Source organism: Streptomyces sp. NPDC006643, from assembly GCF_042870175.1.
Lineage (GTDB): Bacteria > Actinomycetota > Actinomycetes > Streptomycetales > Streptomycetaceae > Streptomyces.
Genome location: NZ_JBIAHA010000006.1, coordinates 254603 through 276196, shown reverse-complemented (window position 1 = coordinate 276196; position 21594 = coordinate 254603). Strand labels below are relative to the sequence as shown.

Below are 21594 nucleotides of genomic sequence, written 5' to 3'. Positions count from 1 at the left end.
ACCGGTCAGCTCACGCGGCGCGCCCCGGATCGTTCAGCCTGCTCAGCCGGTCCCTCATGTTCTCGGCGTCCGGGTGGTCGAACTTCGTCCAGACCGCCAGCGCCTGCTGCCAGCTGTCCCGGGCCGACTCCTCGTCGCCGACGGCCAGTTGGACATCGCCGAGGTTGCTCAGGGTGTGGCCCTCGCCCCACGCGTTGGCGACGTCGCGGTGTGCTTCGAGCGCCTGGCCGTAGTGCTCGACGGCCTCGTCGTGGCACCCGAGCCGGTGGTCGACGGTGCCGAGGGTGTCGAGCACGACGCCCTCGACCCAGCGGTTGCCGATGGTCCGCAGGACGGTCAGCGACTTCTCCAGGCAGTCCTTGGCCTCGTCGAACCGGCCGAGCCGCTGGTAGGCGTCACCGAGGTTGGCCAGGGAGATCGCCTCTCCCCACGAGTAGCCGCTGAGCTGGAACATGACCAGCCCGCGCCGGCTGTACTCGACGGCCTTGTCGAGCCTGCCGCTGTTCAGATGGACGTTGCCCATGTTGGCGACGGCGTGCATGCGGCCGTACGTGTCGCCCAGCTCCCGGCAGAGGTTCATCTCCTGCCGGTAGTGCTCGATGCTCTCGTCGAAGCGGCGCAGCTGTGTCAGCGCGCCGGCCGCGTCCCCGAGGCTCTGGGCCTCGCCCTCCCGGTCGTTGGCCGCGCGGGCGGCGGCGAGCGCTGTCCGGGCGGTGTCGAGCCAGTCGTGCAGATGGTTACGGAGGTAGAAGAACCCCCACAGGGTCGCGGCCAGCCGCCAGGCGATGGCCGCCCTGTCGGAGGTGGCGGCCTGGTGCACGGCGGCGACGAGGTTGGGGCGCTCGATCTCGCACCAGTCCAGCGCGTGGTCGTGCGTGGTGAACGCCAGGGGCCGGCAGCCGCGGGGCGCCGGCTCCAGCCGGATCCGGCGGCGGTTCGGCGCGAGGAGGAGATAGGCCGCGTCCACGGTGTGCAGATACCAGGACAGGAGCCGGTCGATCGCCCGGTCCTGCTCCGCCAACGGCTCGTCGGTGGTGACCCGTTCGCGGGCGTAGACGCGCAGCAGGTCGTGCACGGTGTAGCGGCCGGGGAGCCGTTCGATGAGCAGATGCGCGTGGGAGAGTTCGGCGAGCAGGGCGCGGGTCTCCCGCAGGGGGAGGCCGGCCAGGGCGGCGGCGGACGGCGCGGACACGTCCGGGCCGGTGTGCAGGCCCAGCAGCCGGAACAGCCGCGACGCGGGCGCGGACAGGGCGTCGTACGACCACGAGAAGACGGTGCGCAGGTCGGTGTTGAGATCCCCGCTCTCGAAGGCGTCGAGACTTCCCCGGCTGTCGTACAGCTCGTCGGCGATGGCGCTGAGCGGGAAGCCGGGGTTGATCGCCGCGCGGGCGGCGACGACGGCGAGTGCCAGCGGCAGCCGTGCGCACAGTGCCACGATCTCGTCGGCGGCGACCGGTTGTGCCGTCAGCCGTTTGGCGCCGAGCCGGAGCCTGAGGAAGTCGTGCGCGTCGGCATGCGTCAGCTGATGCAGTGTCAGCGGGCGCGCTCCCTCGCCCGCGATCAGGCTGGTGAGCTGGTTGCGGCTGGTGACGATGACGAGGCAGCTGGCGGAGCCGGGCAGCAGGGGACGGACGTGTTCGGCGTCGCGGGCGTTGTCGAGCAGGATCAGCATGCGGCGGCGGGCGAGCAGGGTGCGGTAGAGCAGCGCCTGGGCCTCGGGTTGCGCGGGGATGCGCTGCGGAGGGACGCCGAGCGCGTCGAGGAAGATACGGATGGCCTCCTCCGGCGCCATGACCGAGCCGGTCGCGTCGAAGCCGCGCAGATTGATGAAGAGCTGTCCGTCGGGGAAGCGGTCGGCGATCTCGTGGGCCAGATGGACGGCGAGGGTCGTCTTGCCGATGCCTGCCATCCCGCTCATGACGCTGATGGTCATCCTCGCGGCGTCGTCGCCGTCCCTCGGCAACAGGTCGCGGGCCTCTTCTAGTTCGCTGTGCCGGCCGCTGAACGTGGGCAGGTCGGCGGGGAGTTGGGCCGGGCGGTTGACCGAGGCGGCGGGCGGGGCCGCGGATGTCGCCGGGGCGGCCGGTGCGGGTGCGGGCGCCGGCGCGGGCGTGGCCGCGGAGGCGGATGCGGATCCGGAGGTGGCGGCCCCCGGCGAGTGCGGGGCGTATTCGAGCGACGCGTCGGCCGTCAGGATCTTGTGGTGGAGTTCGCGCAGCGACGGGCCGGGCTCGATGCCCAGTTCGGCGACGAGGGTGCTCCGGGTCTTGCGGTAGCAGGCCAGCGCCTCGGCCTGACGCCCCGACCGGTACAGGGCGAGCATGAGCAACTGGCACAGCCGCTCGCGTAGCGGGTGCTGGAGGGTCAGGGCGCGCAGCTCGGAGATCACCGCGTCGTGCCGCCCGAGCTGGACATCGATGTCAAAGCCGGTTTCGAGCGTGGTCAGCCGTGCTTCGTTCAGCCGGGACCGTTCGGCCTCGACCAGCGGGCCCGTCAGCCCGGCCAGGGGGGTCTCGTGCCAGCCGTCGAGCGCGTCGTGCAACAGCTGGGACGCGGCGGCCAGTTCGCCCGTGGCGCGCAACTTCGTCGCGCCGGCGACCCGTTGCTCGAACACGCCCAGGTCCACGGCGTCTTCGGGGACCCGGACCAGATAGCCGTCCGTGGCCGAGAGGAGCACCGCCCGGGATCTGTCGGAGAACCGGTCGGGCTCCAGCACCTTGCGCAGCCGTGACACATACGTACGCAGGACGGGCAGGGCCGCCGTCGGCGGGTCCTCGCCCCAGACGGCGTGGACGATCTCGGTGGTGGTGACGACCCGCCTGCGTCGCAGCAACAGCGCCGCCAGCACCACCCGTTGCTGTGGCGAGCCGAGGACCAACTCCTCGTCGCCTCTCCATACCCGGACGGGACCCAGCACAGCGAAGCGAAGGGGAACTTTGCTGGATATATCCACGGCTTGACTATACGAAGATTCGTTGCGACCACGCGCCGAAATCCTTTGGCCAGAGCCTTTCCCGGGCGGGTTACGTAACGCACTACGTAGTTTCTACCGACGGGAGCGGGTGTATTGGGCGGGACTTCCGCACCGGCGCGACTGAACCGTTGGGGCGCCCGGACCGTTGTGCCTCCCGAATCCGATCCGGCACCCATCCGGATTATTCCCGGCTGAAGGTCCAGGAGAACGTCATGTCCGAGAAAACACCGGCCCGCCCGCTCGGTCCGCGGGGTCTGCTGAAGCGGCGCAGGCCGGCGACGGACGAGGTGCGCGACCCCTCGGGGCAGGCCCCGGCGGGAGCCGACCGCGCGCTGCGGCTCCCCCTCTCCCCCCTGCCTGACGAGCTGCTTCCGCTGCCCGCCGGGTACGAGCTGTCCCCGGAGGCCGCCGCGCGCACGGCCGGCAGCGAGCCGAGCACGAAGCGGCGCGCGGGCTGAGTGGGACCGGCGGCGGGGCGGCGCCGCGCGACCGGGTGGCGGAGGTCGACGTCCTCCGCGGATTCGCCCTGCTGGGAATTCTCCTGGTCAATGTCTCCGCCATGGCCGGACCGCACATGGGTCCGGCGGACGAGCTGTACACGTCAGGTGCGGACAAGACGGCCGGATGGCTCGTCACCACCCTCGTAAGTGCCAAGTTCTATCTGCTTTTCTCCTTCCTGTTCGGATACAGCTTCACGCTCCAGCGGGCCTCGGCCGAGCGCGCGGGCGTGTCTTTCGCGCCCCGCCATCTGCGCAGGCTCTGCGGGCTGCTCCTGCTGGGCCTGGCGCACGGCGTCCTGCTCTTCCCCGGTGACGTCCTGACGGTGTACGCGGTGCTGAGCCTCGTCCTGTTCGCGGCCCGGGACATCGCGCCGCGCACCGCCGTACGGGCGGCGGCCGTCCTCGTCGCCGTCGTCGCGTTCTGCCTGCTGGTCTGGGGTCTGTTCACGCTCGCGTACGGGGTGCCCCTGACTCCGCGGGCCCGCGAGGACGTGGCGCGGGAGCTGGTGACGGCCCACCGGGGCGACTTCGGCTCGGTCGTCGGAGCCAATCTGGAGTCGCTGCGCTCCGCCGTGGGCTGGAACATCCTGTACGGCGCCGACATGCTGGCGGCCGTCCTGCTGGGACTCGCCGCGGGCCGGCGCCGGCTGCTCGCCGACACCGGCCGACACCGCGCCTGGCTGGTGCAGATCCTGGTCGTCGCCCTGCCCGTCGGGCTGGCCGGGAGCGCCCTCATGGCGCTCTGCCGCAACGGGCCGCTGGACGAACTCTGGTACGACGTCGGCTCGGCCGTCGGCGTACTCACCGCGCCCGTGCTGACCACCGCGTACGTCTGCGGACTGCTGCTCCTGCTGCGCACCCGGCCCGGCCGGCGGATCGGTCCCGTCCTGGCCGGCGCCGGCCGGCTGGCCCTGACCCACTATCTGACCCAGTCCCTGGTGATGGCGTTCGTCTTCACCGGATACGGACTGGGCTGGTACGGCCGCCACGGCACCGTGGCGCTGGTGGCCGGGTGCCTCGTGCTGTACGCGGCCCAACTCGCGGTCAGCGGGCCGCTGTCGCGCCGGTTCCGGTACGGCCCGGTCGAGTGGCTGCTGCGTACCGCCACGCTGGCCCGCCGCCCCTGACCGCGAACGGCCTCACGGCTTGCGCAGGGTCACCGCGTCCCGCTGCCATCTGCTCGCGCTCTCCACGGGAGCGGCGGCGGTGCCCGCCCACGCCCGCGCGGCCCGCTCGGTGATGGCGGCCGTCTCCGCCTTGGCCGCCGCCGAGATGACGCCCGCGTCGGGCTCCTTGTACCAGGGACGCAGCCGGATCAGGGCCGGCCGTACACCGGTGGCCAGCAGCAGGGCCGTGCCCTTGGGCAGCGCCCGTATCTTGTCCGCGGGCAGCACCGGGTCCAGCCGGTAGGAGTACGAGCGGGAGGTGCCGTCCTTGCTGCGGGACACGGACGCGGTACGTACGTCCTGGTTGCCGACGAGCTTGGAGACCTTCTCCACGAAGTCGGCGTCGTCCAGACCGGCGCCGAGCAGTTTGATGGTGGCCGCGCTCCACAGGGCGTCCATGCCCGCCTCGCCCCACACCCGGCTGCCCTGGCGGTAACTCTGGAGCAGCGTCACGACGTTGATGCCGCGTGAGCCGAAGTGGCTGTACAGATCGGGCAGATCGGAGATACGGCAGACGTTGGCCGCCTCGTCGAGTACGGCGGTCATCGGCGGGTCGAGCCGGCCGCCCATCCGCTCGGCGGCGACCACGCCCGCGCGCATCGTCGCGTCGGCGAGCCCCGCGATCACCCCGGCGGCCGAGCCGCCGCCGTCCTTCGACAGCAGATAGAGCGTGTCCGTGGCCAGCACGTGCTCGTGCGGCTTGAACTGCGGCAGCGCCGGATCGGGCGTCACCCACTTCACGATCTCCGGGTCGAGCAGACAGGCCACGCACTGGCGGGCCGTCTCGTAGATACCGTCGCGGGTCTCCACCGCGCCCCGGACCGTGCCCTGCAACTGCTCCGCCATGGCGACCATCTCGACGTCCCGCAGCAGATCGACCGGGGTGCGGTCGGCGGGGTCGGCGAGCCAGCCCAGCAGATCGAGCACGGAGCCCCCGCCGCGCGCGGCGGCCAGGAACAGGGAGGTGAGGGTGTTCTGCGCGGCCGAGATCCAGAAGTCCTTCTTCGACTGGTCGTCGTTGACCGACGCCACGAAGTGCCCGGCCAGCCGGCGCGCGCCCTCGATGGTGTGGCAGTCGGAGAGGATGTCCCACCACATCTCGCGCGGGGTGTGCGCGATGCCCTGCGGGTCGAACGTCCAGACCCGGCCCGCCTGTTCGCGGGCGGCGCGGGTGACGGCGTACACATCGGACTTGTTCGAGGTCAGCAGCACCGCGCCCTGCGCGCGCAGGACGCGCGGGACGGCGATACCGGTGGACTTCCCGGCGCGCGGGGCCATCAGGTCCAGCTCCACGTCCTCGTAGGAGGAGCGCAGTTCGGGGCCCTTCGGATCGAGATCGCCGAGGAGATTGCCCGTCTCGTCGGGGTGCAGATGCTCCCGGCCCTTGAGCGAGGGGCGCAGCTCGCGGGCGCGTGCCGCGATGCCGGCCGGTGCCATGGCCGCCATCTCCTTGGCCCCGGCCAGGCCCTTCTCCCGGGAGGTGTACTTCAGCACCAGCCGTACGGCCAGCACGCCGAGCACGATGATCGCGCCGAAGACGATCCCGATACCGATGACCACACCGGCCGGTGACGCGCCCGGCCAGAGCGGCGCCGTGCCCTCGGTGAAGAGGGTGGCGAACGTCGTCAGGACGAACGGCGGCGGGTGCCAGCCCGATCCGGTCAGCGCGGCGCCCAGGGTGCCGCCGACCCAGACGCCGCCGAACACCAGCCAGCCGACGGCCGCCGCGACGACGATCGCCCACGGCGCGAGTTCGCTGCCGCTCCGGCCGCCCGACCCTGTCCCCTTCACCATGATCCGTCCACTTCCGCCAGCTTGGAGAGGTCGGGAATGTACTCGGTCGCCGGATCGACGGGCGGTTCGTTCTCCGCCCAGCGCTTGTTGGTGTCGTGCAGACGCCGCTCGGTGTCGGTGATGGCGACCTGGATCGGGATACCGGGCCGGCCACCGACCTTGATCAGGAAACGGCCGCGGCCGGGCGGTTCCTCCCGGGCCCCGTGCGCGGCCCAGCCCGGGGGCGAGGACCAGGAGGAGACCAGTTCGATCTCCCGCTGGGACAGGCCCACGACCTGGCCCAGATCCTCCATCTCCTGGCGGGGCAGCCCCGCGCAGACCACCATCCCGGCGCGCTCGACGAAGCCGCGCGCCTTGACCCGGTCGGCGTCGGTGCCCAGCGCCTCGGCGTCCTTGAGGGTGTGGGTGATCTTGGCGTCGGCGAGGCCGAGGCTTCGGTTGAGGCGGGTCAGGGCGTCGATACGGTCCACGATGCCGGACGCGGCGCGCAGGGGCCGCCACAGCTCGTCGAGCACGGTGAAGAACCAGCGGCGGGGCCGCAGTCCGGCGTCCGCGAGCGCGTGCGAGGCGGCGACCGTGCCCAGCCCGTCGGACCAGGTGGCGAGCATCGCCGCCGCGGTGAGCTGGGTGTCGGCCTCACCGATCCGGGAGATGTCGACGCAGACCGCCGGTGAGTCCAGGTTGATACGGGTGGACGTCTCGGCGGCGAACGTGTCGCCGAGCGGACCGTCCAGGACACCGAGCAGCGAGCGGTGCAGCGGGTCGACGGCGTCGCGGTAGCGGGTCTCGTCGCCGCGGTCCAGCGTCACCGCCCGTACCCGGTCCGGGCCTTCGGCGAGGATCTTCACCAGGTCGGGCAGGAGCGGCTGACGGCCGGGCGGGGTGCGCTCGCGCAGATGGTGCAGCGCGGCGGAGAGCACCGACTGCTCGTGGTCGTCCACCGGGCGGTCGCGCACGATGGTGACGAGCGCGGCGACCATGTTGAGCACCCGGCCGTGGGTCTCGGCCATCAGCACCCGGCCGCCCTCGCCGCCGATGCGCTGGGCGGCGGCGCCCATCGCCCCGGGGTCCAGGACGTTGATGCCGCCGACCCCGCGCCCGATCGAGATGACCTGACCGCCCAGGGCGCGCACGGTGTCCGCGTAGTCGGGCTTGAGGTCGCCCAGCACCAGCGGCACCACACCGGTGGCGGCCAGTCCGATGAGCATCCGGTTGATCAGGGTGGACTTGCCCAGACCCGGCATGCCGAGCATGAACAGCGAGGGGTTGGAGATGTAGTGGGAGCGGGTGAACCACGACAGCGGGTCGCCGCAGACGGTGGCGCCGGTGAACAGGTGCTGGCCCAGCGGTACGCCGCTCATGGGCGCGCCCGAGCCCGCCGCGAACGGCCAGAGCCCACAGGCCTGTACGGTCGTGGCCCGCCACATGGTCGGCGGGTCGATGTTGGCCACCTGCCCGCCGCCGGGGCCGGGATAGCCGCGCGGCGGGATGAACGGCTGTCTGGGCCGCGGCGGTTGCCGGTCCTTGGCGCTGGTCGTCTTCTTCGGGCTCACAGTGCTTCCTTCAGTTCGCGCGGCACCAGCGTGTACTCCCACGGCAGGATCCCGGCGGGCAGCGTGCAGCTGAACGCCGCCGCCTGCATCCGGTCGGCGGGCCGCATCAGCAGCCGCGCCCCGGCGAGTTGGTTGCGTACCGAGGTGTTCGCGTCGTCCAGTTCGGCGTCGTTGTCGACGGTCACCGTGACCATCAGCGAGAACTCCACGAGGCCGGCGCCGGTGGCCTCCTCCACGGCCGTCTGCTCGGCGGCGTGCACCTCGTTGGCGGCGCGCGCCTGCACCATGCCGCGCTTGGAGGTGGCCATGAACTGCGCCGCCCGCCGGTCCGCCTCGACGATGCGCGCCGAGGTCGCCGGGTCGATGGGGCGGTACAGCAGCGCGACGCGCTTGCGGCGGGTGCCCGGGGCGGCCTCCAGCAGACCGCGCAGCACATTGGCGCGGACCGTGCCGCGCGGTGCCAGGGTGAGCATCCAGGTGCGGGACACCCCGGAGTCGTGCTGGTAGGAGTGGGCCCGCTCCAGCGTCGCCGAGGGACCGGCGTCGTCCCAGTCCAGACCCGTACCGCCGTACTGGGCACGGGCGTCGAGGACGTCACCGGCGACGGACGGGTCGTACGCCACCCGTACGACCTCGGCGATGCGCTCGGCCGACAGCGGGGTGGCGGGCCCGGCACCGGCGGCCACCAGGCCCGACAGCAGGCCGGGGATGCGGATGGCCAGCTCGGTGATGATCTCCTCGCTCTTGCGCTTCTGCCCCGGGGGCATGCCGTAGGTCAGCGAGATGTACGTGTGCATCTCGGAGGAGGCCGACGGATAGCGCTGCACCACCTCCTCCATCACCGCCCGCGCCGCCTCGGGGGCGTCGGGGTGGATACGCGGCAGCAGCTCGTTGGCCAGCCGGTTGCCGGTGTCCGGGGCGGTCTCGACCACCACGGACGCGCCGCGCAGGCCCGGTTCGGCGGACAGCCGCGCCAGCCAGTGGCCCCAGGACGCCACCCAGGTGTCCACCTGGTCGGGGTCGACGAGCGAGCCGCCGTCGGGTTCGCAGCCGAGCACGATGGTGTAGAGGTTGCGGCTGCGGTGGTGCAGTACGCCGAAGGGCTGGTCGTACGCGTCCCTGCCCTCCTCGACCTGCACCCGGTTCAGCAGCCCCGGCGGCCGGAACCGGCCGCCCGGCCGCATGGAGAGCGGTCCCGAGACATAGGTGGTCGAGCCCTTGGCCTTGCGGCGGAACCAACTGATGCGCAGGGCCAGGAGTTGATAGAGATTCCGCCCGTCCTGGGTGCGCGCCGCCAGCGGCATCAGGAACAGGACCTGGAGCACGATGAAGACCAGGGTGATCTGGAGCGAGATCAGCGACGCCATCAGGTCGACGACGATCCCGCCGAACACCCCGACGGTGCCGATGAGGCCGAGCGGCCCCAGGCCGGGACGTCTGGGCCTGCGCCAGTTCCCGTACGTGGGGTGGACGGGAGCTTCGGTGGACATTGCGCGTACCTGCTTCGTTTGCGTGGACTGGACCGTGGGGCGGGCCGGGTGGATTCGGCCGCCGTGCTACTTGGCGCCCTCAATCCCGCTCTTGGCGACATCCGTGGCGCCCTTGGCGGTCTTGGCCGCGACCGTCGCCGCGCCGATCACGGCGGCGCCGACGACGGGCAGCGCGCCCGCGGCTGCGGCCCGGGACGCGCCCGCGCCCGCGCCCGCCGACGAACCTCCGCCGCCTCCGCCGCCTCCGGGGGCGCCTCCGCCCCCGCCGCCGCTGCCGCCGCCGGACGACGATCCGCCGCCGCCTCCGGACGATCCGCCGCCTCCGGCACCCGACGAGGACCCGCCGGACGAGCCGCCGCCTCCGGCACCCGACGACGAACCGCCGCCGCCTCCGCCGGAGACACCCCCGCCCTTGCCCGACGAACCGGACGCGTTGCTGCCGCTGGCCCCCGAGGGGCCGGCGAGGGCGCTGCTCGCGATATTGACGGCGCCGCCGGCGGCCGACTTCGCCCCGGACGCGACGCCGCCGGCGATGCCCATGGTGGTCTGTCCGACCGAGTCGCCGCCGAGCGCTTCCGTCGCCGGCACGATCACACGCATCAGCGCGGGCAGCGCGACGGCCGACAGCAGCAGGATGCCCATGCCGGCGATCTGTGTGTCGACCTGGTCCGCGTCCTGCGCGTTGACCATCACGGACCCCGAATACATCACGAGGGCGACCGTGGGCTTGTACAGCAGCCAGGCGATCAGCCAGCCGATGTGCTTGCGCCACCAGGTGCCGCCCCAGTCCGTCATCGACGCGGCGGCGGCCATGGGCAGCGTGCCCATCAGGATGATCATCACGCCGAGCCGGATCCACATCAGGAGCGCGTGGATGACGCCCGCGATGATCAGGAGGCAGGCGATGACCAGCAGCAGCATCGCCGGGATGTCCCCACCGCAGTCGATGCCGTTCATCAGTTCTTTGAGGGCGCCCTGGAACAGATGCTCGGAGTAGCGGTCCATGAGCACCGTGAACGTGATGATCGCGGTGCTCGCGACCGTGTTGACCAGGGTGATGCGCAGAACGCCCTTCATCGCCGTCTGGCCCGAGTCACCCCGCCTGTCCAGGGCCATCTTGACCGCTGCGAAGAGGATCGACCCGACCGCCAGATACACGACGATCCACTGGGTCTGACGGGTGATCGTGTCCGACGTCTTCTGGTCGTACGAGTTGATGTCGCCGACGGCCTCGAAGATCCCGAGCGCGCCGCGCATCGCGATCTTGGCGACCATCTTGATCATCTCGCCGATGGGATCGTCGAACATGTTCAGGAAGTTGATGCTGCCACTGCATTTCGCGGCCAGATTCATGTCATTCCCCCCACGCGGAGAAGCCGTCGGGCTTCGCCTGGCGCACCGATGAGTAGAGCGACCCGTCGTCGACGGGTGCCACCTTCCAGTCGCCGTCCTGCCAGCGCATGGACACCGTCATCGACACATAGCCGCCCGCGGGATGGGTGAGCAGCAGTCGTACGGTCGCGGCGTCGGCCGAGTAGTCCGCCAGGGAGAAGCCCACGAACCGCCCGACGGCGCTCTTCGCGGGGGCCGTCCCTTCGGCCTCCTCGGCCTTGCCGGTGAGGAACCTGTCGCGCGCCGCCCCCGGTACCAACTGCTGTTCGGCGGTGGCGCGCCACGCGGTGCCGCTCAACTGGACGGGAATGACGTGCGCCGCCAGTACCGCGCCCGTGGGCGTGTGCGCGAAGCACCACCACACGGAGCCGTCGGCGTGCAGCGGCCCGGCCGAGGCCGAGGTGGGCACCCGGACGGCGACGAGGTCCCGCCAGCGCAGATCCGCCGGTGTGGTGGTCGGCGCGGCGGTGTCCTTGTCGTCGGTACGGCAGTTGGCCGGCCGGCCCCCCGGGCCACCGCGCACCTGATGCGGATCGCCGGGGGACAGCGGACCGCTCAGTCCGGAGAGCAGATCCCGGCTGTCGGCCGCGGCGGTCGTGTCCGGGTTGTCGCCGCCGCCGGTGGCGTCGTCGGTCACGAACGCCACCAGCGACATGACCACCAGAAACCCCAGGAAAGCGGCCGAGTTGATCCAGCCGCGCTGCTTGTAGAAGGGCCCGTCGACCGGGTCCTTCTTTCGTATTGAGCGGAACATGTCGGTGACCTCGGCCGTGGGCTTCTATTCCTCTCCTGCGGGCTGGAACACGAAGGTGATGATGGGCCCCGCGGTGGCGACGAGGACACAGCCGCCGAGCACCATGCCGAGACGGCTCATGTGCTCGGAGCCCTCGCCGCGCTTCATGGAGACGGCCATCATGGTGCCGGTGATCAGTACGCCCGCCACACCGGCGGCGGTGCCCGCCCAGCCGACGATTCCCAGCACGGTGTCGACGGCGTTCGCCAGCTTCGGCGGGGCCTTGCGCTCGGGGTCGGGAACGGTGACCCCGGCCTCGCCGCCGCCGCCCTGTGCGAGCATCGCGAAATTCATGGCATCGGCGTGCAGGGAATGCAGGATCGCTTTCACGAAAATTCTCCGTTGTTATGACGAGTCAGGTTCTTGCGTACCGCTAGGGGGCGGCGAGGAGGTAGGGCTGGATCACGTATTCGACGAGCGGTCCCGCGCTGATGCAGAGAATGCAGGCGAGCATGACGAAGACGAGCCCTCGGAAATGGGCCGTGCCCGCTCCCATTTCGCCGTGGCGCAACTGCAGGGCCATCTGCACACCGATGAACATCACTCCCGCCACGGCGGCGGCCGTCACCGACCAGGCGAGGTATCCGAGCAGTTCCCCGGCCTGGGGGTTCGGGTCGAACTCCCCCCTGGGGCCGAAGTCGTTGGGCGGCGGGCTCGCGAGGTTCACCGCACTCCCGCCATCGGTCCGGCCGGGCCGGCGACGAGCGACGCCAGGGCGCGGACGTCCCGGGGCAGCGGGTCCACCTCTTCGCCGAGGCGCCAGGCCGGCACCCACGGCACCCGGTGCACCTCGGCCGCCGACCGCAACACCCGTACCCGCTGGCCGAGTTGACGCGGCAGCCGGCCAGGGGCGTCGGCGACGAGCACGACGGCGACCAGCCGCAGCCCGTCGGGGTGGTCGCCCATCCGCAGCGCGTTCAGCGCCTGGGACGCCGCCCGGATGCCGCCGGCGTGGGTACGGGCCACGAGCAGGACGTCGCCGGGCTCGCCCTCGGCGGGCTCCGGCCACCGGGTGCCCAGGTCCGCGCCGCCGAGCGCCTGCGCGAGGGTGCTCGCGCCGCCGCCGCCATGGGCGTTGACCCAGGCGAACCGCTGGCCCACGTGCGGCGAGGGCTCGCGTTCGGCCGGAGCGACCGGTGCGACCGGGGCCGACGGAGCGACCGGTACGGCCGGAGCCGACGGCACGGCTCTCAGGGCCGCGGCCGGTGCCACGGCCGCCGCCGGGGCGGCCTGCGCGACGGGCTGCTGAGCGGCCTGTTGAGCGTTCTGCCCGGCGGGCTGCTGTGCGTTCTGCTGGGCGGCCGGCCCACGTATCCACATCTGCGGACCGGCGGACGACGCCGGTGGGACACCCATGAGCGTCCACCCCTTCTCTCGGTTCCGAACTTCGGCGGACAGATCCCGGATTGAACTGATCGGCCGCTGTGTCCGTTGCGCCGTGCGGGCTCGCGGTGATCCGTCGCGCAGCCACTACGGGAAATCGCGGGACCTGGTTCAGAACTGCTCGCAACCAGGTTTCGCGGGCGTACAGGAAGGGAGCGACCGGTCGTGGGCGCAGGTGCCGGCGGGAAGGGTCAGTCCTCCGACAACAAGGGGACGAACACCATCCTCATGGCCGCAGCCGCGGGCACGGGGGTGTCCGGATGTCTGCTCTTCCCGGTGATCATCCTGGTCCTGCTGGCCGGGGTGCTGGTCGTGTGCGCCATCGGTTTCTTCTTCTGGCCGCTGGTGCTCATCTGCTCGATCTTCGGCTGCGGCGGAGGAGACGGCGAGGCGTCGGTGGACAACGACCGGGTGTCCGAGGTGTTCGCCAGTGACGGGCGCGGTGAGCTGAACGAGGCCGCCGTGCCCGCGGCGTATCTGGAGTACGTCAAGGACGCCGGGGCCGAGTGCGACCGGATCGGGCCGATGGTCATCGCCGCGCAGATCCAGCAGGAGTCACAGTTCAACGCGAAGCTCGAAGGTGTCGGCGGGAAGAAGGGCATCTCCCAGCTGCCGCCGGACAAGTTCGACGAGTTCGGCGAGGACGACGACGACAACGACGACACCTCGGCCCTGGACGCGGGCGACTCGATCATGGCGCAGGGCCGGTATCTGTGCTCGCTGTCCAAGGAGATCGAGACCCTGGCCGCCGGCCAACAAGTCACCGGCGACCACCTGGACTTGACCCTCGCCGCGTACTCGCTGGGCCTGGACGCGGTGAAGAAGGCGAAGGGCGTACCGGCCTCGGGCGGCGCGCAGAGCTACATCTACGGCATCAGGTCGTCGTTCGCCATCTACTCGGATGCCATCAAACTCCCCGACGGGGCGACGTACCCCACCATCAGTCCGCTGCCGACCGGCAGCGCCAAATCCTCGCCCGAGGGCGGGCAGTGACCAGGACAGCGAAGGAGTCAGCGGGTGTTCAGGAACCAGACAGACCAGGGCCGCGACGGTCAGGAAGCCGCGGAGCCGCGGCCTTCGCTCTCCCTGGAGGTGCTGATCCACTCCGACGGCCGGGTGACGGTCGACGGCGTGCCCTTCCCGCTGCCGGACGGCGAAGCGGTCAACGTGGCGGTGCTCGACACGATGCAGCACCGGGCGCGGACCGCCGGTGAACCCATCGAGGCGGTGATCGTCGACCGGCAGGCCGGATACGCCACCCGGATCGAGGTCACCGCCGACGGTTCGAGCCGGATCGTGCGGCACGAGCGGTACCGGGAGCCGTCCGAGGAGGAGACCTCGCCCAAGCCGCCGGTGCCGGTCCCGGTCGAACTCTCCGAACTCGTCACGCAGATCGGCCGGGCCATCGACTCCGGAGCGCTGGAGCGGGCGGCGGCGCTCGCCTTCCGGCTGCGCGAGCACGCCGCGCGCACCTTCGGCGCGGAGCACCCGTACACGCTGGAGGCCCAGGCGCTGGAGGCGTTCGCCGCGCACAAGAGCGGCAATCACACTGCGGCGACGGCCGCCTGTCTCGAACTCGCCCGGATCCGCCAGGAACAGGGCGATCCGCGCGCCCATGAGGATCTGCTGCGCGCCGTCGCCGTGTGGCAGCTGATTGACGACCTGCCGTCCGCCGTCGACCACGGCCGTGCCCTGCTCACCACCTGGTCACGGCTGGCGGAGGACGGGAGAACGGCCGTGGGGGACGTCGAGTTGGTGCGGGGTGTGGACCGCCGTATACACGCCCTCGCGACGGAGGCGGCGGCGGTCGGGAGCGCGGTGGCGTGAGGGAGAACGCGCAGGTCGACCGCGGATGCACCGGAAGGGACGCTTCCCTTTCGCCGTGTACGGCGGTCCGGTCAAGCGGAATGCGCGGTACCCGGCGTCAATCGAACGTAAACCTGATGTGGAGCCCCACTCGTAACACTCCCCCCGAGTCGTGGCCTGTGTGACCAACGGCCTCGACCTGACCTTCCCCAGGGTCAAGCAGCGAGGGAGTAAGTACGTGAGCGGGACAGTGATGGGTTCCTTGGGAGCGGTGAGCGCCGGCGAACGCGCGATGCGCACGCTCCACGACGAACAGGCCGGCGCGCTCTACGCCTACGTGGTACGGCTGTTGAACGGTGACCGGCACAAGGCCGAGGACGTGGTGCAGGAGACGCTGCTGCGCTGCTGGCGGACACAGGATCTGACCGGCGGCCGGGCGCTGCGGCCGTGGCTGTTCAGAGTGGCCCGCAATCTCGTCGTCGACGAGTACCGGATGCGCAAGACCCGCCCGCAGGAGGTCAACGGCAACACCTGGCTGGACGACCTGCTGATCCGCCCCGACGACGTGGACTGGCTGCTCTCCTCCATGCTGCTCAAGGAGGCGTTCAAGCAACTGTCGCCCAACCACCGTGAGGCGCTGTACGAGACGTACTTCTCCGGCCGGTCGATGCGCGAGACGGGCCTGGTCCTCGGCGTTCCGCCGGGCACCGTCAAGTCGCGTGTGCACCACGCGGTACGGGCGCTGCGGCTGGCGATGGGTGTGGTCGTCGAGACTTCCGAGAACACGGCGAACACCCCCCGCACCGCGGCCTCCGACGGCGGCGGGGCCGGGCGCAAGCCCGCCAGGTATCTGTCCGCCGCGTAGGTGTGCCGGTCGGTCGTGGCCCGCAACGTCAGGATTCACCAACCCCCGCGACGCCGACAGAGTTGACCGCGTCGGCGATCTCGCTCAGCAGGGCGGCGCCGGCGGGGATGTCGTGGTTGAGCCGGACCGCGTGGTGCGGGAGTCCGGCGAGACGCATCGCGACCTCCGTACGGACGCCGTCCCGGCCGCCGCCGTCGACCCCTTGAGCCAGCTCGAATACGTCGGGGTAGCGGTCCTCCGTGGCGCCGGACATGAAGTCCGCCGCTCCGAGGGCGCGCGCCGCGTCGACGGCGTCGGGCGCCGCGTCGGGATCGACCTGGGGGAACAGAAGGGCGGCGGCCCGTCCTCCGGTGGCGAGGGGGACACCGAAGAGCGCCGGGAACTGGTCCGGGAAGACCTGGACCTTCTTCTCCTTCCCCTTCTGGTCCCACAGCGGTTCGTGACTGCCGTCCAGGAGCGCCTGGGTTACGGACGGGTGCTGTGTGGGGTGGAAGTGGCCGCCCCCGCGCAGGTGGCCCCGTGCGTGGGTGTCCCAGCCGAGGGCATGGAGGAGGCCGAGGCCGAGCGCGGCGGCGGACGGCCAGGGCAGGACCTCGACACCGCTCTCCCCGAGCGGGCGGACGAGGACCCTGTCGTTGGCGAGGAGTTGCCAGCCGTGTGCGGCGAGCAGCAGGGCCGTGGTGGTCTTGCCCGCGCCCTTGTCGCCGAAGGTGAGGACCGTCGCTCCGTCGGCCTCGCGCACGACGGCGGAGGCATGGAGGACTGCCCAGCCGGCGCGCAGGAGCTGGCCCCGGATCGATTCGCGGGCGAGGCGCGCGGCGGCCAGGGCGAGGGCCGGCGGGTCAATGCCGGCGAGGGTGAGGAGGCCGGTGGACGGGGTGCTGCGGTAGGCGATGTCCTCGTCGGGCGACGTCGCGATGATGTCGTCGCCGTCGCGCGCCACGAGCATCGGGTGCTTCGCGTAGTCCACCGTGTCGGTTGGCCGGCCGTCCTGGACGAGGAGGGTGGTCTCGTCGTAGGCGGCCTTGTCGACGTTCGCGAGGACGACGGCCTCGGCGACCCTGACGTCGGCCTCGGCGACGGTGGTGGCTTTCCACCAGGGGCCGAAGTACCGCAGGGCCCAGTGCGTGATGTCGGGGTGGTTGCTGAGGACATTGACGGCGGCCGTGGCGGCGCTGAGTCGGGTAGCGCTGATCATGGGGTGATCCTCTCGGTGTGATGGGGAAGGCGGGCGTAGGCGTCACGGAGGCTGGTGGCGGCGGCATCCAGCCGCCACCGCTCGTCACTGATGAGGTCGGGCAGGCACGCGACGGCACGACAGCCCGTGAATTGGATGGGGATGCCGAGCCAGACGTCTTGGTACGGCACCGACAATTCCTCCACGCCGTCGACCAGGCCGAGGCTCTTGCGGAGCGTGGAGAGCACCGCACCGGCAGGTCCGCAGCGGGTACGGCCGATGCTGGTACGGATCAGCGCCGGCCGCTGCTGGAGTTCGTTCACGACCGCCCGGATCGGGACGTGCACAGGCAGGCCGTTGACGGTTGTTGACGAGGCGCAGATGACGGCGCGGTCGCCGTGCTCGCCGATCACGTGTCCGCGCACCTGCTCCGGAAGGACGCGGGCGTATCTGGCCATCAGCAGCCGGAACCGGGCCGAGTCGAGATTCGAGCCGACCCCGAAGACTCGTGCGCAGCCGGACACTTCGGCGAAGCGGCGGGTCATGAGGTCCACGGGGTTGGTGACGACCAGGACGGTGCCGGTGAAGCCGCGTAACCGGTGGGCCAGGGTGCCGACTACGGGGGCGTTGGCGAGGGCACCTCCGCGCCGGATGTCGTGTTCGGCCGTGTTCGTGAACGACGTCCGCAGAGCGACGATCACCGCATCACATCCGTGGAGGTCAGCGACTTCGCCGGGCTCGACCACGGTGCGGGAGCGGGCGGCGTGCGCGAGGTCCTGGAGGTCGGCGGTCAGTGCGCGGACCTGGTCCGGCTGCCGGGACACGACGAGGAGCCGGTCCGGCAGAGCGGCGGCGACGAGGCCGGCGGCGAGGGTCTGCCCGACCGCGCCCGCGCCGACAACTCCCACCACGGCGGCGGTCACCGGGTGTTCCTCGTGGTGTGCTCGACCTCGGAGAACACGAAATCCAGGAGCCGCGGCCCGGCCATCGTCCCGGTGAGGAGGCCGCTCACCCGGTGCGCGATCCCCGCGACCGTACGGGCCTGTGCGACGAGCGCCTGCTGATGGGGCGCCAGGGGAAGCCCGTGCGGTGCGCTGAGGCAGGTGCTGAGGATGTTCACGGTGTCCATGACCCACAGCACCAGGACCTCACGCAGCCAGTCCGCGCGGTCGGGTGCGGGCACCGCCGACACCTGGCGGGTGAGCGTGGAGGCGATCCCCCGCACCAGCTGCTGTCCGGCCTCCCGGTCCGGATGGCCGATCGCGAGAAGCAACGACCGGCCGATGAGCTTCGCGACGTCCGGATGCGGGCCGCCTGCCCACTGCACGGCGGGATCGATGAAGTGCAGACGCGGACCGTCGACGTAGACGTGTTCCGGCTTGAGATCCCCGTACACCGCGACTTTCCGGCCGGACGGGATCGCCCCTCCCATCCTGAGCAGCCGCCACACTGTGTGCTGCACCAGCTCCACGATGTCCTCACGCGCGAACTCCGGAAGCCCGCTGTCCTGACCGAGCGTCCTCAGATAGACGTTGGCGCTCCGGCCGTTGAACTTGCGGCGGAACACACCTGAGACGGAGCGCTCGTTGATCGGCCGGGCCGCGTCCAAGAGCCGTGCACCGGCCGGCCCGTGGAGATCTCCGAGAGCGGCGAGGGCCGCGTCGAGGAGGTCGCCTGTCTCCCACGGGCGGGCCGTCAGCTCATCGGCCAACGTTGTCCCCGGCACCAGGCGGGTGAGCAGAACGCCTTGATGGAGGGCGACCGTCTCGCAGACGCGCGGGCGCCCGAGCTCGCGGAGTAGTTCAAGGTTCCGGGCCTCGCGTGCGGTGATGAGTTCGGTGCTGCGCAGATACGCGTCCTGGGCCTGACGCACGTCCTTCCAGGTCCCTCCGGCCCCTCGTAGGACGGACACCAGGGACATGCCGAGCCAGCTGTATTTCGCGATCAGTGTTTCGCCGTCCACTCTGATCCGGCAGACGTAGGACGTGACGCTCGGGCACGGCCGGCCCAGGACGACTCGCTTGTTCGGCCACAGGTCCTTGACCGCGCGGGAGATGGCCCGCCGGGTCACGTTGTGCAGTCGCGTCGGGTTCGCCGCCGCTGTGCGTTCGTTTGTCGTGAGGGTCACGACCGCCTCCTAGTAGGCGAGTTGGAGCCCGTCCGGCCACCGACCGTCCCCGCCGAGGGGGCCGGCACAGCGCACACGTCGCACCCTTCGACGGCCACGGCCACTGGAGCCGCAGCGTTGGGACCCTCTACAGCCGCCCTGGTGGACGGTCTCTTAGGTCACTGGGTGAGGTCGTGCACGGCCGCGAGGAAGAACAGCAGGCCGATGAATGCGAGGAAGCCGAAGCAGCTCGGTATCGACAGGGTGTGGAGACACCCGTGCACAGGTCCGGGCGCACCCGGCTCGGTGTCGGTGCCGAGCGTCCAGTCAGCGAGTCTGATCACGGAACGCAAGATCATCACCTCCTCTCGGTCGGCCACCGGCTGCTCCGGTCGCCGGCCCCTCGATACGAGCCAACTCCCCGGACGCAGGCGCCGCCGGACGTACGGCCGGACTCTTCGCCGGACTTTTCAGCTCGACCGGACTTTTCACGTGCCACGAAACCGCTACCGTCGATAAGGATCTGATCACCGGAGGTAACGGGTGGAGACGCTGACGCCGTTCGAGCAGGCATGTATCGAGCACGGATGGGCGAGCCCGGCAGCGTTCTTACGGGATTTCCAGGCAACGGCCGAAGTCCTCGGCGTGGCGGTAACTGTGACTGACCGTCAATACCGTCGCTGGCGACAGCCCCGGCCGCCCATGCCAAGGGCGCGTGCATGGAACGTCCTTCACGCGATGTTCGGGGTGAGCCCGAACCTGCTCGGTTTTCCTGGTCCTCCGCCAGGTGCCACCGTGGTGGATGAACCATTCCCCGCACAGAGAGGTACGCCTGCCGTGGACCGACGTGCGTTCCTTGCTGATTCTCTCGGCGCGGCCACCGCGGTACGTCTGCCTGCGTCCGCCCAGTCGCTTACACCGCCCGGGAAATCCGACGCCATCGGAACCACGCATCTCCTGGAGCTGCGCGAGGGCCTGCGCTCTCTCTTCCAGCTCGATGACGCGTACGGCGGGGACGAAGTGCGGTTACTCGCGGTCCGGCACCTGCGCCGGGTCCGCCGCATCATCAACACCGGTGAGTATCCGGACACGATGGGCCGTCAACTCCAGCTCCTGGTAGGGGAGTCGGCCGTGCACTGCGGCTGGCTGGCCTATGACGCCGACGACCAGGGCGGCGCCCGCCGGTACTGGGGCGAGGCTCTGACGACCGCGACGATGCTGAGGGACCTCGACCTGGAGATCATGATCTTCTGTGCAATGAGCTTGCAGGCTTGCCACGAGGACCGGCCGCGCGACGGCCTCGACCTCGCCAGAGCCGCGCAGACACGCGCCGCGCGACTCGGATCACCGGTACTCCGATCACTCATCGCCGCCAGAGAGGCACGCGCCCTGTCGCTTCTCGGCGACGGCAAATCGGCCACCCAACGACTCTCCGAGGCGATGCGCCTCGTGGACCGGGCAGACGGGCGACCCCCGCCGGAGTGGACCGCTTTCCACGGACACGCGGAACTGGACTTCACCCAGGGGCTGCTCTACACGGAACTCGGCCACCACCACTCCGCGGTTCAATTCCTACGCGCCGCGCTCGCCCACCAGGACCGCACTTACGGTCGCAACCGAGCCCTCTACCGACTCACCCTGGCTCGCAGCCTGGTCAAGGCCGGTGAGATCGACGAAGGCGCGGCACACGCTGTGGGCAGCCTGGAACATCTGGAGGAAGTCGAGTCCGGCCGCGTCACGAAAAGGCTGGGCGAGGTGACCGACCTGCTCCGCCACCGTGATGCCAAGACCGCCCGCCGCGCCGTGGCCGAGCTGACGGAGTACGCCCACGCGAGGGGAGCGGCATGATGCGGGCCGAGGACCTGAACTATGACGTGTACGAGGGCGCGGCGGCTGCCACTGCACTCGACGCGTTCCTGGCGGCGTACGAGGAGGTGTACGCCGAGCCTCCGTACAACGAGGGCCCGAGCGATGTCGCCGAGTTCATCGAGCACTACCGGGTCCACGTCCAGCGGGACCGTATGCGTCTGATCATCGCCCGCGACGGGGACGAGACCGCCGGCTTCATCTACGGCTATCTGCTGCCTGCTTACACCTCGTGGTGGGACAACGTGCTCACCCCGCTCAGCAAGGACTTCACGCGCGAGGACGGGACACGCACCTGGGCCATCATCCAACTCGCCGTACGCAAGCCGTGGCGCCGGCACGGGGTCGCCGCCCGTCTTCACGCGGAGCTGCTTCACGGCCTGGACATGGAGCGCGTCACCCTCGCAGTCCGGCCCGAGCCCGAAGCCGAGGCCGCCCAAGCGGCGTACGCGACATGGGGATACCGCGAAGTCGGCACCTCCCACCCCTGGGAAGAGGCGCCGTTCTACACCGCGATGGTGCTCCCCCTCAAAGCTCCTGCTGCCGAGCACACGCCCGCCCCGCGCCAGGAGCTTTAGAGCACGCTCGCGGGATCAGGAGCGCGCGCACTCGTCGCCGCGGCCGCTCGAACGCGAATGGAAGGGGGAGGGCCCGCGTCAGTCAGGTGACCCGCTGCGTACGTGACCTGGCGCATTCGACGCAGCCCGCACGTCCCCAGCCGGCCCGCC

Annotated in this window: 20 protein-coding genes; 7 read left to right on the top strand and 13 right to left on the bottom strand. The window is 71.0% G+C overall.

Going from position 1 to position 21594, the window contains the following annotated elements:
• Positions 1-10: 10 nt before the first annotated feature.
• Positions 11-2953 carry a BTAD domain-containing putative transcriptional regulator gene (locus ACFYNU_RS11020; RefSeq protein ID WP_356587782.1) on the bottom strand — a complete coding sequence of 981 codons (2943 nt, stop codon included), beginning with the start codon at positions 2951-2953 and terminating at the stop codon, positions 11-13.
• A gap of 233 nt (positions 2954-3186) precedes the next feature.
• Here ACFYNU_RS11020 and ACFYNU_RS11015 point away from each other — a divergent pair, with 233 nt between their 5' ends.
• Complete coding sequence (locus tag ACFYNU_RS11015; RefSeq protein WP_356587780.1) at positions 3187-3432, top strand: hypothetical protein; 246 nt, start codon at positions 3187-3189, stop codon at positions 3430-3432.
• 35 nt (positions 3433-3467) lie between these two features.
• Entirely contained in the window at positions 3468-4601 is a 1134-nt protein-coding gene (locus tag ACFYNU_RS11010; protein ID WP_356587778.1) for a DUF418 domain-containing protein, read from the top strand.
• Between the two features lie 12 nt (positions 4602-4613).
• Here ACFYNU_RS11010 and ACFYNU_RS11005 read toward each other — a convergent pair whose 3' ends face one another.
• The 8 genes from ACFYNU_RS11005 to ACFYNU_RS10970 form a co-directional block, all read right to left on the bottom strand.
• Positions 4614-6434, bottom strand: a complete 1821-nt coding sequence (locus ACFYNU_RS11005) for a TraM recognition domain-containing protein (RefSeq protein WP_356587776.1) — start codon at positions 6432-6434, stop codon at positions 4614-4616.
• Positions 6428-7924 carry an ATP/GTP-binding protein gene (locus ACFYNU_RS11000; protein ID WP_388765880.1) on the bottom strand — a complete coding sequence of 499 codons (1497 nt, stop codon included), beginning with the start codon at positions 7922-7924 and terminating at the stop codon, positions 6428-6430. The genes ACFYNU_RS11005 and ACFYNU_RS11000 overlap by 7 nt, the downstream gene beginning before the upstream one ends.
• Before the next feature lie 59 nt (positions 7925-7983).
• Positions 7984-9477, bottom strand: coding sequence for an SCO6880 family protein (locus ACFYNU_RS10995; protein ID WP_356587772.1), 1494 nt, complete (start codon positions 9475-9477; stop codon positions 7984-7986).
• Positions 9478-9543: 66 nt separating this feature from the next.
• The gene (locus tag ACFYNU_RS10990; RefSeq protein WP_356587770.1) at positions 9544-10830 is read right to left on the bottom strand and encodes a hypothetical protein; all 1287 of its coding nucleotides are present in this window, start codon (positions 10828-10830) and stop codon (positions 9544-9546) included.
• Position 10831: 1 nt separating this feature from the next.
• Positions 10832-11623, bottom strand: coding sequence for a hypothetical protein (locus ACFYNU_RS10985; RefSeq protein ID WP_356587768.1), 792 nt, complete (start codon positions 11621-11623; stop codon positions 10832-10834).
• A 24-nt stretch (positions 11624-11647) separates the two neighbouring features.
• Positions 11648-11983 (bottom strand): hypothetical protein, encoded by a 336-nt coding sequence (locus tag ACFYNU_RS10980; RefSeq protein WP_388765877.1) that lies wholly within the window; start codon positions 11981-11983, stop codon positions 11648-11650.
• A 52-nt stretch (positions 11984-12035) separates the two neighbouring features.
• Positions 12036-12329 (bottom strand): hypothetical protein, encoded by a 294-nt coding sequence (locus tag ACFYNU_RS10975; RefSeq protein ID WP_356587766.1) that lies wholly within the window; start codon positions 12327-12329, stop codon positions 12036-12038.
• Positions 12326-13018 carry a hypothetical protein gene (locus ACFYNU_RS10970; RefSeq protein WP_356587764.1) on the bottom strand — a complete coding sequence of 231 codons (693 nt, stop codon included), beginning with the start codon at positions 13016-13018 and terminating at the stop codon, positions 12326-12328. Before ACFYNU_RS10970 ends, ACFYNU_RS10975 begins: the two co-directional genes overlap by 4 nt.
• Before the next feature lie 192 nt (positions 13019-13210).
• On the opposite strand from ACFYNU_RS10970, the gene ACFYNU_RS10965 reads away from it, so the two are divergent.
• From ACFYNU_RS10965 to ACFYNU_RS10955, 3 genes are all read left to right on the top strand, one after another.
• Entirely contained in the window at positions 13211-14038 is an 828-nt protein-coding gene (locus ACFYNU_RS10965) for a transglycosylase SLT domain-containing protein (RefSeq protein ID WP_356587763.1), read from the top strand.
• 24 nt (positions 14039-14062) lie between these two features.
• Positions 14063-14872 carry a hypothetical protein gene (locus tag ACFYNU_RS10960; RefSeq protein WP_356587761.1) on the top strand — a complete coding sequence of 270 codons (810 nt, stop codon included), beginning with the start codon at positions 14063-14065 and terminating at the stop codon, positions 14870-14872.
• A 217-nt stretch (positions 14873-15089) separates the two neighbouring features.
• On the top strand, positions 15090-15716 hold the full coding sequence (locus ACFYNU_RS10955; RefSeq protein ID WP_356587759.1) for a sigma-70 family RNA polymerase sigma factor: 627 nt from the start codon (positions 15090-15092) through the stop codon (positions 15714-15716).
• A 28-nt stretch (positions 15717-15744) separates the two neighbouring features.
• Here the strand turns inward: ACFYNU_RS10955 and ACFYNU_RS10950 are convergent, their stop codons facing one another.
• The 4 genes from ACFYNU_RS10950 to ACFYNU_RS10935 form a co-directional block, all read right to left on the bottom strand.
• Positions 15745-16914 carry a hypothetical protein gene (locus ACFYNU_RS10950; RefSeq protein ID WP_356587757.1) on the bottom strand — a complete coding sequence of 390 codons (1170 nt, stop codon included), beginning with the start codon at positions 16912-16914 and terminating at the stop codon, positions 15745-15747.
• Positions 16911-17816 carry an NAD(P)-binding domain-containing protein gene (locus ACFYNU_RS10945; protein ID WP_356587755.1) on the bottom strand — a complete coding sequence of 302 codons (906 nt, stop codon included), beginning with the start codon at positions 17814-17816 and terminating at the stop codon, positions 16911-16913. Before ACFYNU_RS10945 ends, ACFYNU_RS10950 begins: the two co-directional genes overlap by 4 nt.
• On the bottom strand, positions 17813-19021 hold the full coding sequence (locus tag ACFYNU_RS10940) for a phosphotransferase (RefSeq protein ID WP_356587753.1): 1209 nt from the start codon (positions 19019-19021) through the stop codon (positions 17813-17815). Before ACFYNU_RS10940 ends, ACFYNU_RS10945 begins: the two co-directional genes overlap by 4 nt.
• 158 nt (positions 19022-19179) lie before the next feature.
• Positions 19180-19344, bottom strand: a complete 165-nt coding sequence (locus ACFYNU_RS10935) for a hypothetical protein (protein ID WP_356587751.1) — start codon at positions 19342-19344, stop codon at positions 19180-19182.
• A 493-nt stretch (positions 19345-19837) separates the two neighbouring features.
• Here ACFYNU_RS10935 and ACFYNU_RS10930 point away from each other — a divergent pair, with 493 nt between their 5' ends.
• Both ACFYNU_RS10930 and ACFYNU_RS10925 read left to right on the top strand, forming a co-directional pair.
• Positions 19838-20848, top strand: a complete 1011-nt coding sequence (locus ACFYNU_RS10930) for a hypothetical protein (protein ID WP_388765843.1) — start codon at positions 19838-19840, stop codon at positions 20846-20848.
• Positions 20845-21444: a GNAT family N-acetyltransferase gene (locus ACFYNU_RS10925; protein ID WP_356587747.1), complete on the top strand. Its 600-nt coding sequence runs from the start codon at positions 20845-20847 to the stop codon at positions 21442-21444. Before ACFYNU_RS10930 ends, ACFYNU_RS10925 begins: the two co-directional genes overlap by 4 nt.
• Positions 21445-21594 lie beyond the last annotated feature (150 nt).

Excerpts from the sequence above, each read along its gene's own strand:
- ACFYNU_RS10990 (WP_356587770.1), bottom strand. The coding sequence starts at position 10,830 with ATGAATCTGGCCGCGAAATGCAGTGGCAGCATCAACTTCCTGAACATG.
- ACFYNU_RS11015 (WP_356587780.1), top strand. The coding sequence starts at position 3,187 with ATGTCCGAGAAAACACCGGCCCGCCCGCTCGGTCCGCGGGGTCTGCTG.
- ACFYNU_RS11005 (WP_356587776.1), bottom strand. The coding sequence starts at position 6,434 with ATGGTGAAGGGGACAGGGTCGGGCGGCCGGAGCGGCAGCGAACTCGCG.
- ACFYNU_RS10995 (WP_356587772.1), bottom strand. The coding sequence starts at position 9,477 with ATGTCCACCGAAGCTCCCGTCCACCCCACGTACGGGAACTGGCGCAGG.
- ACFYNU_RS10970 (WP_356587764.1), bottom strand. The coding sequence starts at position 13,018 with ATGGGTGTCCCACCGGCGTCGTCCGCCGGTCCGCAGATGTGGATACGT.
- ACFYNU_RS10950 (WP_356587757.1), bottom strand. The coding sequence starts at position 16,914 with ATGATCAGCGCTACCCGACTCAGCGCCGCCACGGCCGCCGTCAATGTC.
- ACFYNU_RS10985 (WP_356587768.1), bottom strand. The coding sequence starts at position 11,623 with ATGTTCCGCTCAATACGAAAGAAGGACCCGGTCGACGGGCCCTTCTAC.
- ACFYNU_RS10925 (WP_356587747.1), top strand. The coding sequence starts at position 20,845 with ATGATGCGGGCCGAGGACCTGAACTATGACGTGTACGAGGGCGCGGCG.